Source organism: Lentisphaera profundi (genome assembly GCF_028728065.1).
In the GTDB taxonomy this organism is placed as follows: Bacteria; Verrucomicrobiota; Lentisphaeria; order Lentisphaerales; family Lentisphaeraceae; genus Lentisphaera; species Lentisphaera profundi.
On the sequence record NZ_CP117812.1, the window covers coordinates 1,093,330 to 1,110,358 of the forward strand.

Consider the following 17,029-nt stretch of genomic DNA (forward strand, 5'->3'; position numbering starts at 1 on the left):
TTGTTTAGTTTATTACGAAATTGTAAAGATGTTAATTTTTATGTCCGATACTGTAAAAGTCTATTCCGCAATGTCAAATAAATCATCCTTTAAAAGTCTTAAAAAAAGCTTTTGAAGATGAAAAATAACAATTTTGTAAAAGGATATGGGAGTTTCTCTTCTAATTAAAGGGGCAAATATTATTAATCACTTATATCAAAAGGCTTAACTTTTATCTGTAGCCATGCCTAAAGCTTTGTAGAGCTTCAAAAATCCGTTCATTTTTCTGACTAAAGAATGATTCTGTGGATGATTTATTCGGTTTTTCCATCAGTCGAAAATCTCTAGGTGAAATAATGACTTTACATCGTGAAATTCCTACGAGATAAGTAAGATAAAAAAGTTTTTCAATATTGGCATCACCAATGGGGATACAGCCAATAGTGACATCTTTGCCGTGAATAAATATATTATTGCCTAAATCAGTTCGTCCATCGATCTGAGCTTGGTCTTCATCAAAACTATTGGGGTAATTGATTTCCATAGATAAATGATAAGCGCTATTGGGATTGAGGGAGGCAATTGAATAGAGTCCCTCGGGGATTTGGCCATCACCTTCACTTAGTTTAGGACCAAGTTTCCCGCTAAAAGCAGTGAATGGGAAATTGGTGAGATAAACTTTTCGTTACTACACAGGTCTGAGATTAAGGTGCAAGTTCACGACTAACTGATAAAGTGCTTGCCCAAAAGACCGTCAGCAAGGGTGTCGAATGCACTCAAGCCCTGCTTGATGGCTGTTGAGATATATGAGCGTATGGTTAGAAATCCTTGCGCCATGTCTTCACTTCGAAAAGACCCTGATATTTTTTGCTTTACTTTTATCATGCGTAAATCACGCTCGGCTTGGTTGTTATCGAAGGGTGATGAAAAGTTTTTGACGAAGTCGATAATTTCATCCCTTCGCAGATCGAAGCGTTCAAGCAAGTTTCGCGATTTCCCTTTTGCGACGCGTCCTCTTTGGCCAGGTTTTCGTTCGGGAGTTGGAGGCATTTCGAGGTAAGCTAGCTTGATGACTTGAGAATATTCATCCAGTAGTAGCTTGAGCTTTTCTGGGGAAAGCGGCTCTTTACCGTCTGATTTTAACTGCTTCACGAGGCTGTTAGCTTTTCTCAAGAATTCTTGCATGCTCTTTGCCCAAGCGTGGCCATCGTTTTGAATTACGCCCTCAAGGTCTCGCAGGTGATGAGCGTTGCAGAGCTGGTGGGCGCAGTCGTAGTGATAATATGGAGACCAGTAGTCATGGCAGGCAATTCCTTCAAAATCGGCAATTACTCCAGCAGCATCCATTGCCTCTATGCCACGAGATTTATGGTGAAAATAATAGGTCAGTGAATCATTCGAGGCAACATGCAGCCAATCTCGTTTTCCCTCGACATATAGACCACTTTCGTCGAAATGCACAAGATCGGAGGTGGTGAGCTGAGCTTTGATTTCTTCTACGGCCTCTTCGAGCATTGACGCAGCGCTTAAGTTGATGTTTTTCAAAGTTCCCTGCGACAGCTTAAGGCCAAATAGGTTTTCAAGTAACTCAGTAGTACGCTTGTAGGGTAAAAGTTGATAACTCATCAAGTAGTTTACATATGCGCGAAGGTTATTTCCGTATTGAAAAGGAGCCTTGACGCCGGCGGGAAAATTGCCTTTCTTGAGATTTCCGCAGTTTGAGCACTCACAAGTTAGAGCTTGATATTCTCGGGTGATTGTTTGAGGTTCGGGGATGTCCGTTACTTGCCGGCGTTCTGTTTTGAGAACCTCTTCACTTCCATCGAATTGGTGACCACAGGAGCAGGTGACTGGAGCGGAACAGTGTATTTCATCTGGGATTTTTACTTGCTCTCGAGTGGAGCCCTTGTGACCGAACTGGCCGCCAGGTTTTTTGCCACTCTTTCTTCGTGAATTGGCGCCTGCGTTTTCCCTACGTCTAGTTTTGGGTGGGTCGGTGGACGGTGGCTTCCCGCTATTCTTGCTGTCGAGATTAAGGCGCCGATAAAAATCGGCATGTTCCTTTTGGAGCTTGTCGACATGTGCCCAAGTTGCATCAACACCTTCATTAAAGATGGCTTTGAATCCTTTTTCCGTGAGCGCAACCATTGCCATTAATTAATGCAAGGCCTTTCGTAGCTTTGATAGTTGGATGGAACAGTCAATCCACTCATCCTTAAGTTGCATGAAAATCTTATAATCGGCCAATTGCTGGCGTACCACTTCCACATCTTCGCTGCGTACGAATTGACTGGTGCTTTTTCGATAGCGAGTGTAGCTCAGTTGATAATAGGGGCCGTGTTTCTGAGGTTTTTCTGGATCTTTACATTTACAATTGGCATTGCCGCAGACGTTGTACTGCTCCGTCAGAGAGCCTGTACGCATTTCTCCTAGGCTGGCGATCTCATTTTTTATTCCCACAATACGCTGCTCTACATCTTTGATGGAGCTTGACTCTGTTAACAATACTTTTCGCCTTTTTATTTATTTTCTATAACCCGATAGCAATATAATGCTATCGGCAAAAAAAGCACAAGAAAACACGCCGATTTAACGTGTTTTTATCAAAGAGAGAATGTAATTTTATTGAGACCTGTGTAGTAACAACTTTTCTTCCTTCTTGCAGTGCCCATACTTCTAATACTTCTAATACTTCTAATGCTTCTTTGTCTTTAATGGCAATTAGGTAGATCTCTAAATCCTTAAGGCTTAATTTTTTATGAGTGAAAATAGCTTCCCAAAAGGGCAGTACTTGAACCTCTAAATCAAGACAGACTTCTTGAGAGCTCTTCTGTCCATAAAGTTTTAATTTTAGAGGCAGCCACAAGGGGCGGGCGTATTGATAGAGTAAAATAAAGCCAAAGATGCCTACATATACGAGATACCTTTTTGACTTCATTTATCTAAATAGAAAGTGATGGTAGTAACCACACGAACATCTTTTTCCATCCTATGACTATCGCCATACTCAGACCCAGCATCTCGGATATAAAAGTTTCCTTGCCGTGCATTGCGGATTCCGCCAACCTTAACATTGGCATTTTTAGCAAACTCGTTGGCGGCCATTCGGGCATTGCTTGTCGCTTCTTTGAGCATCTCGGGTTTAATCTGATTGAGTTTTGTGTAGGTGTAGCGCGGTTCATTATTTGAGATTGAATAACCCTTCGAAATCAATTTATTCATCTCTCTTCTAGCGGGCGCCAAGAGTGCTACTTGATTGGACTCTATTGCCACAGTAGCGGAAAGAGTGTAAGCCTGTGATTTTATATTTTTATTCTGGTCGCGAATCTCACTATATGATTGATCGATAATCCCCAACTTTATTTCTTCTGGTGAGAAGCCATGCTTTTTCAATATTTGGCTCAATTCAATTTGAACTTGCTCGGCATTTTTATAAAGTTGAGGAACGGCAGCCTTTTGCGATGTGCGCAAAGAAAAACTCATTTGCCAGTTGACTAAATCAGCTTTCACTCGACGCTCAGCCAAACCTTTAGCTTCAGCCGTATTTAAAGCCACCTTTGCATTGTACATAGTTTGGCCTATGAAATAGCCTCCACTCGCAATACCACTGGCCAGTAACATTCCGCAAATAATTGTGCCAGGTAAAAAATTCTTGTTCATTCTTATCTCCATTATTAGTGTCTGAAATAGAGTAGGGCGAGCCCGACTAAGATCAGTTTAGCCAATGAGAAAAAGAGATGAATAGCAGATGAATTTTTGACGATTGAAAACTTATCCTTAACTTTGTAATTTATTTTCATCCAACCATGGAGCACCATTGCCCATACAGACGCTGTGATCATCCATGAGTACAGGTATTTTATAGCCAGTTTTTTTATGGATTTGGGTCGTGCTATTATCCCATTCAGCAAACCAAGCAGACTGATTCATTACGGGGTCAGTGAGTATTGGGTGCCGCTTAAGTTCGCCAAGACCTACAGCGGAATCACCTCCGGCATTTTCGGGGATAAAGGCATAGTTTTCAGAATATGTTCTGGTACCATACTGCCAAGGAATAAAATAAGAATAGGTTCCAGGTCGAGTGGTCCATCTTTGCCCCATGAAGCTAGGTTTGATGTGATTGTATTCTTTATTGCCTTGAGTGTACCAAAAAAGATCAGGTTTTTTGAACTCCGGGTCTTTGAGTAACTCAGTTGCGCTGAGCAAAGAAAGACTGAATAACACGATTAAAAAATATTTCATGGAGCGCTCCTTTTCTATTGTACATATCAATAGTCTACTCCGTTAGTGGGAGCTTGTTACAGGATTTCGATAGGGTAAGTAACTTGAAGTAGGATTTAATAAATGGAATGAGTGTGTAATAAATCACGACTTACTTCGTCTTAGTTATTATGCACTCATTAAGAGGATACAAATGAAGGATCTAGATCCAAGGGCCGAAGGTCCGACCGATTCAATGCTTTTGTGTAGTGCGTTCTATCTTGACTTCATGTATCTAAACAAGAGTCGTTTAACTAATCTTTATCAATCAAGGCTTAAATCTTTTGGATTAAGTTTATGCTCGTAAATCACATCATTTTGTGCTGATATGGATCTAAAAATGAGCGCGGTTTCATTGTCAGAAGCTGGGCGAAATTCGATTTCACCATACATATTATTATCCGTTTTCTTGCCATAGGAATGAATCATTTCTTTGGGTAGGGGGCGGGGAGGAAGGCGATGTGTTTGGGAGAGTGATCCCGAAGTGAAGTCGTAGAAGTATTGACCTTTGCCTATGGGCAATTTATAGATGTCGCTGCGGTGAACATCTCCCGAAATACCAATCACCCCATTGATATTATGATCAGCAATGAAGGAAAAGAGTTTATTGCGCTCATCTAAATAAAATTTCCCCGCCCAGCCATCGGATTTGGCTCTCCCAAATTGAGTGCCAGAAACAATAACTTTGTAGCGACTTTTTGAGTCTTTAAGCCCATCACAGAGCCATTTATACTGGGCCTCTCCAAGCATTGTTTTCTTTTTCATTCGCGCTGGGTAACGCCCATCGAGGAGGAAAAATTCAACATCTCCCACAAGAAAAGAGCAATAGATGCCTTTGTCTTGAGCTAGGCCATAGGAGGGGTTGGGCCAATATTCTTTAAAAGTGGCAAGGGCCTCATCGGCATGTTTATGGGTGCCATCGCAGTCATTGGGACCAAAGTCGTGATCGTCGTAAATTCCATAGGTCGGAGTCGAGGAAGTGAGTTCGGTGAAGCCAATGACTTCCCTGAGTTTTCTATTGCCTTTACGAAGCTCATTTTTTGCGCCTCTAGCAGTGTAGGGAAAATCGCCGAGAAAGATGATGAGGTCGCCATTGCGTTTTGCCATTTCGGTAAAGACGGACGTACCGGCTTTCATTTTATTGTCTTTATGATCATAGCAGCTACCATAAACAAGTCGGATACTTTTATCTGAGAGCGATGGGCCCAGAGTGGTAAAGTTTCCTTGCTGCTCTGAGTTGCCGGTGCGAATCACGTATTTGTATTGGGTTTCTTTTTTGAGCTGATCAAATGGAATGATGCAGGTATTATCTGAAGCCAAGTTAGTTTGAACTTTTTTTACTATTGGTTCGGATGGCTTAGCGACTTCAAAGAGAGTGCAGTTCACTTCACCTGGTGTAGAAGTCCGCAGCCAAATTTTTGCCGCGTTTTCGGAAACAGCTCCCAGCATTGGGCCGTGAGAAATTTGGGGTGAGTCTGCGGCAAAAAGGATCTGAGAGATCGTTAAGCTTATAAAAAATATGTAATGATGAAAAGTCATAGTGATGCTCTATTAAATATTTAAATCTATTTATATATTCAAAAGATTTTTAGTTCAAGTGTGAACTTGATTAACTTCGCTATTTTCATTCAACTTCTAGCGCTTTTGTGGAGTAATTTCCTTTGGTGAAGTCACTCATTTTTCCCATGCGAGGGTAGCTGACTAAATAGCGGTGTTCATCAACTAAATTAAAGATATAATGAGTGCTTCCTGGGGGCAGAATCGCAGTGACTTGTCCATTGTTGACTTCAGCATCAATACGGTACCATTCCTCATATTTATGGCCACCATTATCAGTGTAGAGCAAATAAGCCTTTTGAACTTGATTGCCATTTTCTTTAAACTGCGCAGTGACTTCTTGTCCTTTTTGCTCATGTGAAGTGACTTTGCAGACTTCGGCTTTGTGCGCAAGCTCTTTGCTAGTATAAGGATTGAGGAAAGGGAAGCTCGCATCCATTGCTTCGAGTTGCTTTTGCAGCATGCGGTTCATCTCTTGGACTTTTTCGGGCATGGCCTTAGCGAGGTTCTTACTCTCTTCAATATCCACGCGTTCACCCTTTTTATACAGTTGGTAAAGCTCAAAAGGAGGATTCTCGGGTTTATAATTACGAATGAGTTTATAGTCGCCAATGCGCAGGGTTGAATGCATTGAGTAACTATTGGGGAAGTGATGCATGATTGAGTTGCGAACTTCGCCATTGGGTCCTTTAACGAGCTTAGGATTATTGGGATCCGTTGCGAGTAACGCAGAAATATCGGCGCCATCGAGAGCTTGCTCACGAGGTTTTTGTGAACCTGTCCAAGATAAAATTGTAGGGTAGAAATCAAGACCACTAACCATAACATTGGATTCTTGCTTAGGCTTAATTCCAGGGCCCGTAATAATGAGGGGCACGCGAATGCCGCCTTCTTTGGCATTTATTTTACCTTTATCGAGGGGGAAGTTATCAGTAATAATTTCGCCGGGCACTTTCTCCATGCCACCATTATCTGAAGTAAAGATAATATAGGTATTTTCACTCAGTTTGTGACCGGGCCAGCGTGGATCGTCAGTTTCTTTGAGGTAAGTGAACATTTGGCCCATGTAGTAATCGAGCATCTCAACCATAGCAGCGTAATAGGGGTTTTGCTGGCCAGGCAGATCCCAACCTTTTGGATCCGTGGGAAAATCAATGCCGAGCTTAGTGCAATACTTTTCGAGTAATTCGCGGCTACGACTTACGATGGGAGTGTGAACTAACCATGTGGCGTAGTAGAGGAAAAAAGGTTTATTTTTATTTTCTTTAATAAAGTCGAGGGCATCTTCGCTATTTTGGTGGTAGGGAAAGCCATTATCATCAAGTTTATAAGGATCCTCTTTTGCACTCGTCGCAAAACCAGTGAGGCGATGCGGCTTCATATTTGCTGAAACACCCAGATTACTACGTGAAAAATCAAAGCCGTGATCTGTTGCTTGAGGATAGGCGTGATGGCTAACCGCAATATGCCATTTACCCACATGACCCGAGACATAGCCATTAGGTTTCAAGGCTTCGTTTACAGTAGTTTCCGCGATGGGAAGTCGTCCACGGTACCAGGGAGAAACTACGGTCCAAACTTTTTCGTGATGGGGCATGGGGGGGGCACCACCGACAACGTGAGTGCGTTGAAGACGTGCGGGGTGCTTGCCTGCTAAGATGGCACCACGACTCGGTGCGCAAGTGGGAGCAGGGGAATAAGCTTGCCAGAATTTAACACCTTCTTTAGCTAATTGATCGATATTGGGCGTTTCATAGGGTGAAGGTTTATCGATGTCATAACACTTCACATCTTGCCAACCCAAGTCATCAGTGAGAATTAAAATTACATTGGGTTTAGGTCGTTCATTAGCGAAGAGCGCCAAGGGGAGTAAAAGGAAAAGTAGATATTTCATAAAAAGTCCAAAGGTTATTTTTTTAATTTAACAAATATAGACAAGTAAACGCAACAGTTTGTTACATTTTATATACAATATTATATAACTAATTTGTATTAAAAATTAAGATTGACCCCAAGATCAGGATATCCGAGATAAAACAGTCTGGGATGGACTCCACTTTGAGCTCACTGGTAGATCATAGCGCTAGCAGCTTTAGGGAGCGTTTTTTTTTAGTTATTTGTGCTCAAAAAAACTTTACCTTGCTTAGGAAAAAAATACTGAATTTGTAGACGCGTACTCCACTCAGCTTGCTTGTCGGGGCGAATGCCATTGTAATAAGCCCGGATAGATAAATTGACCACGTGACGATCAAATTTCACAAAACGACCAAAGCCACCTCCGAGGAATTGAATATTAGAGCGAGACTTTTTTATGTTAAGACAGTATTTGAAAACCATGGAAAACCAAGAGGGGAAAATTGTTTTTATTTATTTAGGACTTTATCGTAAGCAATGTTTTTTTCATGTACACTTTGAGTATCGTGAAAAATGTTTAAATAATAAATATTTATAGGAGGATATGAGATGTCATTAAATTCAAAAGTCCAAAAATTAATTTTAGGTACTAGTTTACTTGCCATGGCCTCAGCAGGCTTTGCGACAACGGACAAAAGTAGACCCAATATTCTGGCAATATGGGGCGACGATATTGGGCCATACAATATCAGTGCTTATAACCGTGGTGTAATGGGCTATAAAACCCCGAATATCGACCGTATAGCTGATGGAGGTATATTATTTACTGACTCCTATGGTGATCAAAGTTGCACAGCGGGACGTGCCAGTTTTATTACAGGGCAACACCCAATCCGTACGGGTCTAACTAAAGTAGGTTTACCTGGTGCTAAAGAAGGTCTTAGTGAAAAAGATCCAACGATTGCTGAGTTATTAAAACCCTTAGGTTATTTAAGTGGCCAATTTGGCAAAAATCATCTTGGTGATGGCGATGAGCATTTGCCAACGAATCATGGTTTTGATGAATTCTTTGGTAATTTATATCATTTAAATGCTGAAGAAGAACCTGAGCATCCCGATTATCCAAAAAATCCAGAGTTTAGAAAACGCTTTGGCCCCCGTGGTGCAATTCATTCTTTTGCGGATGGTAAAGTGAGTGATACTGGACCAGTAACTAAAAAACGTATGGAAACAATCGATGAAGAGTTTTTAGCTGCAGGCCTTAATTTTATCGATAAAGCACATGATCAGAAAAAACCTTTTTTTCTATGGTTTAACTCGACTCGTATGCATGTTTGGACTCGCTTGAAAGCGGAATCTGAAGGCGTTACAGGTCAAGGTTTATATGCAGATGGTATGGTTGAGCATGATGGTCATGTAGGTCAACTACTTGATAAGATTGACGATTTGGGTATCACGGAAAATACGATCATTATGTATACGACAGATAATGGTGCGGAATTAGCCTTATGGCCAGATGGTGGTTATACAGCTTTTAGAGGCGAGAAAAACACCAATTGGGAAGGTGGTTATCGTATCCCTATGATGGTGAAATGGGCAGGTAAAATTAAGCCACGTCAAGTATCAAATGAAATCATTTCACTTCAAGATTGGTTGCCAACTATTTTGGCAGTAGCGGGAGATAGCAATATCAAAGCAAGTCTGAAAAAAGGTAAAAAAGTAGGTAGTACCGAGTTCAAAGTGCATCTTGATGGCTATAACTTTCTCCCGCATTTCTTAGATACTTCTAAAGCAGGACCACGTAAAGAATTTATTTATGCTTCTGATACTGGTGATATCGTTGGTATTCGTAACGGTGATTACAAAATGGTCTTTAAAGAGCAGCGTGCTCATGGTATTGAAGTGTGGCAAAATCCTTGGTCAACTTTACGTGCACCTAAGATATTTAATCTGAGAATGGATCCATTTGAACGTATGGACCATGATGGCGCAGGCTATGCACAATGGTGGGCTGAACATATGTTTTTAATGGCGCCTGCTATGACTCGAGTCGCTCAGTTTAAAGCGACATTCAAAGAATTTCCACAGCGTATGAAACCAGGTAGTTTTGTACCATAAGTATCAATAAACTAAGAAGAAATAAACTTTTAGTATAGTTTACAATCCTTAATGGCCATCAATTTGTTGATGGCCATTTTTTCAAGAAATTCCAGAATCAATAGAGCCAAAAATTAATTCCATGATCAAAAAAACAAGTTCTAGCAAGCTCCATTTCGTATATATATCTTTCATCTTTTTATCAGTTCATTTACCTTTATTTTCGCAAGAATCTTTTGAAGGAAAAGAAAATAAACTCACAGGGAAACAACAAGAAGAATTAAAAAAGATCAATAGTTTAATGACTGAAGTTTTTCCTGAAGGCACATCCTCCAAAGAGGGAAAAGAAATTATCCACGCTTCAGAAAAAATAGATGAAAATAAAGCTCTTCCAGAGAATAAAAAATATTCATTATCAGCAGAGATGCAATCTCTTTTGTTAAAGGATATGATTTGGGTAGAAGGAGGAGAGTTCCAAATGGGATCCGATGATCCCGATGCTTTGCCTAGAGAAGGACCTGTTCATACAGTGAGCTTAGATGGTTTTTATATAGGTAAAACAGAAGTCACACAAGCTGTTTTTGAAGAATTAATGGGCTGGAATTATAGTTATAATCCCGGTCCAGAAAATGCAGTGAATCATATTAGTTGGTTCAATATGCAATTATTTATAAAAAGATTGAATCACACTACAGGCAAAAAATTTCGTTTACCCACTGAAGCAGAATGGGAGTATGCGGCGAAAGGGGGCCAAAAATCCAAAAATTACACTTATAGCGGCTCCAATAATATTGATGATGTTGCGTGGTATGCGGGCAATGCCAAGAACAAAAGCCACCCCGTGGCCAAAAAGAAACCCAATGAATTGGGGCTCTATGACATGACCGGTAATTTATGGGAGTTTTGCTTAGATGATATGAGCCGTAAAGCTTATACTAAAGAAGCCAGAAACAATCCTATAATGGGGGATATAACAAAAATGGACCGCCCTGCAATGAAAGTCCTTCGCGGTGGAGGCTATGAGTTTTTGGCGGATGAATCCGAAGTCTATCGCCGTGATGGAGCTACGAATAATGTCCGTCTACCCGATGTCGGTTTTCGCTTAGCCATGAGTAAAGAATAGTCGAAATTCTATAGGGCCAAGTCAAATACTTAGAACTCGAGAGGACTTAATGTGCCTCTCGAGTTCATCTATAAAAATATTAGTTCACTTGAATACTTCGGTTAATAGATTGAAATAAAAGCTTTACTGCCATTGCTTCATGTATTCAACGATGTCGGCCACGTCTTGTTCCTGAAGACCCAGTTGTTCAGCCGAGAGCATGAGTGAAGTTTTCATGGAAGTCATTTTTTTGATTTTTGACTTAGGAATAATTTGACGTAAGCCACCAGTAGAAACGACAATGACGGGATCGCCTTTACTTTCGAGCATGCCTTCTACGAGAGTGCCGTCCTTAAGGGCGATTTCATGACCTTTAAAGCCGTGAGCTAATCCTTTAGAAGGATAAATGATGGCGTGGATAACAGCATCTTTAGTTTGTTTTTGAGCCCAGCCTTCGAGGCGAGGACCATAGTTAGGTCCAGCTCCATTGATATTGTGGCACATAGTACAGACCATGATTTTGGCTTTGCCATGATCGGCATTGCCGACAAGTTTGGAGATATTAGGGATATTGAGTTTCGTAGGCTTGGTTTCTTTTGGAACAGCGATGGCCTGAACTGTAATAGCGTCAGGATCATAGATGCCTTTGGTTTCCTCAGCAATATCGAGATCAGCCCAGTCACTAACGGCTCTTTTGAAAAGCCAGTCACTCGCTTCTTGGCTTACGGCCTTATGAGTTTTGGCGATATGAACAAGTGCCAGTGCGGATTTTTTATCTTTGATGAAGGAGAGTGACTCAATGGCAAAAAGACGTTTTTCTTTGGCGAGTGTCTCACTTGAGGCACGTAAAGTAAGCGTATCAATGGCATCAGTTGAACCTAGGCGCCAAGTCACTCTGGCAAAAGAATCACTCCAAGAGAGTGGGCCATTTTTGGCAAATTCTTTATTGAGAGCATCCCAAATAGCCGTTTCTTTGTTTTGAGCACCTAGACCAATAGCTTCAATATAGTTTTTATCGTAGCCTTTGATTTTTCTGACTAAAGTAATGAATATAGGAGCTGTTTCTGCTGCTGAATAATGACGTAATGAAATGGCGACATCGCGACGAATGGCAGAACTAGAATGATTGGCGAGTTTTTTTGCATAAGGAAGAACATTTGTTCCGGTTCTTCTTAGAGCTCTAAAAGCAACGAGTTTTTGTTGAGCATTGCCAGAATCAATAAGTGAAAGGCATTTAGCCATGCCTTTTTTACCTGCATAAGGGAGTAACCAAATAGCACGCGCTGCGATAAATTTGTTGGGATCATCTAATAAGTTAATAAGTTGGCCGGAAGCTTTGCCAGCGGATTTTTTGAGAGCTTCAAAACCCAGGAAACGAACATTGGGCGAAGGGTTTTTAAGGGCGTCGATTTGTCCCTTGATGGTACTTAAATCCAATTTGGGAATGACCGATTTAAAATCTTTTGGAGCAATGCGGTAAATGGAGCCTGAGCAGGAATCATCCAGCGTATTATGACCACCAGAGCCAGGGTCATACCAATCGGCAACATAGATCGCGCCATCGGGGCCGACACAGACGTCTGAGGGTCTAAATAAAAGTCGTTTTTCAGTTTCTGCAGTACTTTCTTTTAGTTGAGGGTCTTTGTTGGTACTGACGAAGTTAAAGCGCTTGAGTTCAAAAGTAGCACCCTTTTCTTTGGGGAAGTAGCCGAGTACGGTATTACGCGAAGTCGCACAAGAGAGGTACATCCCTTCCCATTTTTCTCCGAGAGCGCCGTTTTCATAGAAAGCTACGCCAGTAGGGCCACCGGAACCATAGACATCACCAGCATCAAAAGTACCGGGATTATCCTGTCTCCAGTGAGCTTTTGGAATGGCTTGTTCTGGGCGACGCTCAACTTGCCATTTATACTGACCATCGAGTGAGTAGTAACCTGCCGAACCATATTCAAGTAAATAGGAATTACGGCAGCTCGAGTAATCATCGTTATCACTTTGGAAAGTATCTCCTAAAGAATTGATGGTTTGTTCATAACTATTACGGTAACCGTGGCCGACGATTTCCACGTCAGTACCATCAGGGTTCATACGTACAGTGAAACCAGAAGACCAAACAAAACCATCATCACTTTTAGCGCCTTTGAGTTCGTTGGTGGGAGTATAAAAATACTCATCTTTTGTGCCACCGCGGTAATTGGTATTCATGCGGAAAGTTTTACCCGATTTATCGGTAAAAATTGCACCGCAATTACCGCTATTAAAGTACCATTTTCCATCAGGTCCAGCAGTGAGTGAGTGTAATGAGTGGTCATGCTGACGACCATTAAATCCCGTGAGCAGCGCTTCTTTCTTATCGACTTTTGGATCGAACTTTAAGTTGCGATCGACGTCAGTATAAACCAATAATTCAGGAGGCTGAGAAACGACGACGATATTATCAAATACCGCAATACCCAAAGGTGCAGACAGATTGGGGTCTTGATCAAAGACTTGTGACTTATCGGCTTTGCCGTCACCATTGGAGTCAGTGAGTACAACAATGCGGTCACCTTCAGGACGTTTATTCTCGCGGTGCTTACGGTAATTAACGGCTTCGGTGACCCAGATGCGACCCTTGTGATCAATATCCATATTAGTAGGGTTATAAAGTTGTGGGGTGGTGGCCCAAAGGGTGACTTCTAGGTCTTTGTCGGTATTGAAGTATTTCGTATCAACTTTTTCAGGAGCTGTTGGAGGCCAAATGTTTTTAGGTGCAGGTCTTTTTTTCTTAGGTGCACCGAGTTCTGGCTGAGAAACGAGCTCGTAGCTATAGAGTTCATTAGAATCTAAAGTTATAGTACTGGAAGTTTTGCTATTTTTTTTTTGCTTATTCTGAGTAGCTTTTTTCTTCTTAGGCTTACGTGCTCGCTGAATAGCGCGACCATCCTCACCTAAAGCAGGGACTTTACCGGGAGCCTGTTGATAGAGTTCTTCAGTAGGGAGTTCAATTTGCTCAGTGACTTCAGGGCGATTGAGATTTTGATTGAGCATAGCTTTAGTAACAGTAGGTGAAGGAATGCCACTTACAGGGATGTCGACTTTTGCGACCCATGCAATTGTATTAAGTACTAATTTACGGTAATTATCAATTGCCCAGTTTTTGTGGTAGTGCCCACCGACAAAACCAGCTCCACGAGCACCCTCTTGTGGTTCACGACACCAGATGAGAGCTTGAGGAGTTCCAAGTTTATCGGAAGCTTCTTTATTCCAGAATTTTGAACTGCCATAACGAACCATGTTCTCTGCTGTAGGTATTGCAGTAGCGAGCGGATAACAATCTTTGCATTGATCATCAAAGTTGAGGTTCCAGTAAAGTTCATCATAAACGCGTACAGGTTTTTCGATGCCTTTGGCGACGGGGTGACCTTTTTTTGGTGCGAGGTCCGCAATCCATGAAGGGTTTACCGAAGAAGCGTCGTCAAAGTAGCCGCCAATCCAATTATTGTAGTATTTTTCACCCACTTCTTTTGTGGGATGAACGCCATAATGCATGAACATGATACCCATGCCTGCTTTGACTTTTTTATCGAGGAAAGCATATTTCTCATCAAAGTCACCACCATTATCTGCATAGATGATACAAGCATCGACGCCATCAAAAATACTTTCGTCTTCGGGCCAGCCATACCAGTGAACTTTTGCTTCTATATTCAAATTACTTTTATTGAGTGCGTCGGCAAGTAGCATTGATCCGGCTTTGTATTCGTGGAAGCCATGGCGATGCTTGGTATCGCCTGCAATAAAGAGGATACTCGTTTTATCTTTTGCGAATGCCGCAAGGGCCGGCAATAAAAAGATTGCGGCTAAGCTGAGTAGCTTGAATTTTTTAAGGGAAAATTTTCGTTTCATATGACTTACCTCGTTTGATTTTATTTATCTCTGTAAAAGATAAACAGGATGAATGATGGATCGTATCTAGTAAATGTGTTTTTCTATCATTTTTTCTCACCATTAGCCAATAAACGGGGTGAAGCCCCTTAATCGCCTGGTCAAGGATTGGCAAATCCTTGCTGGGAGAGCTCGAGAGGGACAGCTTCCCTCTCGTAGGTAAAGCATCATGCTCTTTATTATGCTTAATCATTTTTTTTGTTTAATAATGACTGAACATAGAGATTTGAGTTGCTTGATTTGCCCTTTTTTAAACTGACCAAGATGAACAGTCACTTGTTTGAGGTTGGGAAAACTGTCCAAATGTGACAAAGCATTAATGTCGGTCCAACTTATATCTATAGATTCGATGAGACTATTTTTAATGGGAAGTAGACTGCGAATGGCCGTATTAGAAAGATTTAAATGGCGCAGTGTATTGAAAGGGCTGGATAGTGAGCGCAGACTCAAAATATTTGTTGAACTTATATCTAGACTTCGAATTTTTTGGTTTGTTATAGAGGTAAAATCACTCATGGCGGTATTTGATAAATCGGTACTTTTAGCTGGGAAATTTTGAAAAGCGAGAGCAGTTTTTAGCTCTTTATTTTTGGAAAGATCCAAATGTTGAGTCTCTTTATCATAATTAAAATTCATGCTTTTGAGATTATTCATAATCAGCGTTGTGTGATAGGCAAAATCAATGCGATCATCAAGCTCCATTGGAGTATTCGCCTTATGATGAATATAACGAATGGAGAGGGCGTTTAATTTGAGGAGACGGATTTTTTTAATTAAATTAAGACGATTCGACGTTTTTAATCCTGCTAGGTCATTACTTTTTATTTCACTGAATTCCTGACAGATTTTTACTAAGCCATGTTGTTGGTCTGTGTGAACTAGAGCTTCGAGAGCTTGCTTAAATTCTTCTTTGATGAAGTGAAGTTCAGCTTTGAGTTGCCAGGCTTCAGTGAGTTCGGGATTGAGTTCAACGGAACTATCACAAAAATTGACTGCGTCATCAATGTTAAAGCTGCTGTAAGCCCATTGAGCTCTCTCGAGAAAACGCGGTGCGGCATCACGGCCCATTTTTCGAACAAATTCATTTTCCTGTTTGACTATTGTAACTAATTGAAGGGCATTTTCTTTTTCGAGATTAACTTTCTCAAGATAAACAAAGGAGCCGATGAGTAGGATTAAAAAGATAAGTCCAGCCAAAGAGCTGATCATTTTATGGCGATAGATCCAGAGTTTAAATAAGGTGAGTAGGCTGGCGTTTTCTGCGCTGGTCGCAAAACCATTGCGGTATTTAAAAACTTCATCCTGAAGTTCCAGCACAGATTGATAACGATCCTCAATATCCACAGACATAGCTTTTTGGCAAATAGCCTCCAAGGCTTTAGGGACATGGGCAATGACCTCGCTCGGAAGTTGGTAATTGCCTTGTTGAGTATTGGCGATCACTTCATTGAGGCTCGCCCCCTTGAAAGCTTGCTGAAAACAGAGCATTGAATAGAGTATCGCTCCCAGTGAGAAGATGTCCGTTTGAGCACATTTTTTTGCTTTTTTTGTGGAAGTTTGCTCCGGAGCCATATATCCAGGAGTGCCTTTGATCAGGCCATCTACGGTGACGGACTGTTCATCAAAAGGATTGAAGGAATAATACTGTAGCATATTTTCATCGCAGTCATGGGGCAGGATATTAGCGAGTCCCCAGTCACAAACGACTAAGTCACCATAATCACTTATTTGAATATTGGCGGGCTTTAAATCGAGATGGAGTACTGCTCTTGAGTGTGCATAAGCAATGGCATCACAAATTTTGAGAAAGTAATCGAGGTTTTTGTTGAGGTCATCGAGCGGTGAGTTACCCTTTTTTTCACTCTCATGAAGGATATCTTTCAGTGATTGACCTGAGACGAGTTTCATGGTGAACCAGGGCTGATGCTCTTTCAGGCCTAAGTCATAGACCGGGACAATATTTGGATGCTGCAATAATGAAGTGAGTTGCGCTTCTCGCAAAAAACGTTCTTTATTAAATTCATTGGACTTATCTTTGAGTTTTGCCATGGCCACTTCACGGCCGGTGTAATTATCTTGGCAGCGGTAAATAAGTTTGGCACCACCTTCATCAAGGAAAGAGAAGTTTTTGTAGCGCTCTTGATCTGATTCAATATTGTTGATGAGGGGAGTTTCTTCAAAGCTAGAGATCTCGTCACAGAAATGCGCAAACTTATTGTCGTAGTTTTCTTCTTTGCGTTTTTCCATAATGAA

At 41.3% G+C, this 17,029-nt stretch carries 12 protein-coding genes and 1 pseudogene; 2 read left to right on the forward strand and 11 right to left on the reverse strand.

The genetic code is table 11. From position 1 onward, the window contains the following. Positions 1 to 211 precede the first annotated feature (211 nt). From PQO03_RS15830 to PQO03_RS15870, 9 genes and pseudogenes are all read right to left on the reverse strand, one after another. A pseudogene (locus PQO03_RS15830) lies at positions 212 to 619 on the reverse strand (L,D-transpeptidase family protein); the annotation flags it as partial. 83 nt (positions 620 to 702) lie between these two features. After that, positions 703 to 2,133 (reverse strand): IS66 family transposase, encoded by a 1,431-nt coding sequence (gene tnpC, locus PQO03_RS15835; protein WP_274154165.1) that lies wholly within the window; start codon positions 2,131 to 2,133, stop codon positions 703 to 705. Between the two features lie 3 nt (positions 2,134 to 2,136). Then, positions 2,137 to 2,484, reverse strand: a complete 348-nt coding sequence (locus PQO03_RS15840) for a DUF6788 family protein (protein ID WP_274154166.1) — start codon at positions 2,482 to 2,484, stop codon at positions 2,137 to 2,139. A gap of 49 nt (positions 2,485 to 2,533) precedes the next feature. Next, complete coding sequence (locus PQO03_RS15845; protein WP_274154167.1) at positions 2,534 to 2,917, reverse strand: hypothetical protein; 384 nt, start codon at positions 2,915 to 2,917, stop codon at positions 2,534 to 2,536. After that, positions 2,914 to 3,639 carry an SIMPL domain-containing protein gene (locus PQO03_RS15850; RefSeq protein ID WP_274154168.1) on the reverse strand — a complete coding sequence of 242 codons (726 nt, stop codon included), beginning with the start codon at positions 3,637 to 3,639 and terminating at the stop codon, positions 2,914 to 2,916. Before PQO03_RS15850 ends, PQO03_RS15845 begins: the two co-directional genes overlap by 4 nt. A gap of 117 nt (positions 3,640 to 3,756) precedes the next feature. Further along, on the reverse strand, positions 3,757 to 4,221 hold the full coding sequence (locus tag PQO03_RS15855; RefSeq protein ID WP_274154169.1) for a hypothetical protein: 465 nt from the start codon (positions 4,219 to 4,221) through the stop codon (positions 3,757 to 3,759). 282 nt (positions 4,222 to 4,503) lie between these two features. Then, entirely contained in the window at positions 4,504 to 5,778 is a 1,275-nt protein-coding gene (locus tag PQO03_RS15860) for an alkaline phosphatase D family protein (protein ID WP_274154170.1), read from the reverse strand. Positions 5,779 to 5,863: 85 nt separating this feature from the next. After that, positions 5,864 to 7,690, reverse strand: coding sequence for a sulfatase (locus PQO03_RS15865; protein ID WP_274154171.1), 1,827 nt, complete (start codon positions 7,688 to 7,690; stop codon positions 5,864 to 5,866). A gap of 215 nt (positions 7,691 to 7,905) precedes the next feature. Continuing rightward, positions 7,906 to 8,133 carry a hypothetical protein gene (locus PQO03_RS15870; protein WP_274154172.1) on the reverse strand — a complete coding sequence of 76 codons (228 nt, stop codon included), beginning with the start codon at positions 8,131 to 8,133 and terminating at the stop codon, positions 7,906 to 7,908. Positions 8,134 to 8,259: 126 nt separating this feature from the next. Here PQO03_RS15870 and PQO03_RS15875 point away from each other — a divergent pair, with 126 nt between their 5' ends. Then, positions 8,260 to 9,768: an arylsulfatase gene (locus PQO03_RS15875; RefSeq protein WP_274154173.1), complete on the forward strand. Its 1,509-nt coding sequence runs from the start codon at positions 8,260 to 8,262 to the stop codon at positions 9,766 to 9,768. A 121-nt stretch (positions 9,769 to 9,889) separates the two neighbouring features. Next, positions 9,890 to 10,870: a formylglycine-generating enzyme family protein gene (locus PQO03_RS15880; protein WP_274154174.1), complete on the forward strand. Its 981-nt coding sequence runs from the start codon at positions 9,890 to 9,892 to the stop codon at positions 10,868 to 10,870. 123 nt (positions 10,871 to 10,993) lie between these two features. Here the strand turns inward: PQO03_RS15880 and PQO03_RS15885 are convergent, their stop codons facing one another. Next, complete coding sequence (locus tag PQO03_RS15885) at positions 10,994 to 14,737, reverse strand: PVC-type heme-binding CxxCH protein (RefSeq protein WP_274154175.1); 3,744 nt, start codon at positions 14,735 to 14,737, stop codon at positions 10,994 to 10,996. A gap of 228 nt (positions 14,738 to 14,965) precedes the next feature. Beyond that, a complete protein-coding gene (locus PQO03_RS15890) occupies positions 14,966 to 17,023 on the reverse strand; it encodes a serine/threonine-protein kinase (protein WP_274154176.1) in 2,058 nt (685 codons plus the stop codon). Positions 17,024 to 17,029 lie beyond the last annotated feature (6 nt).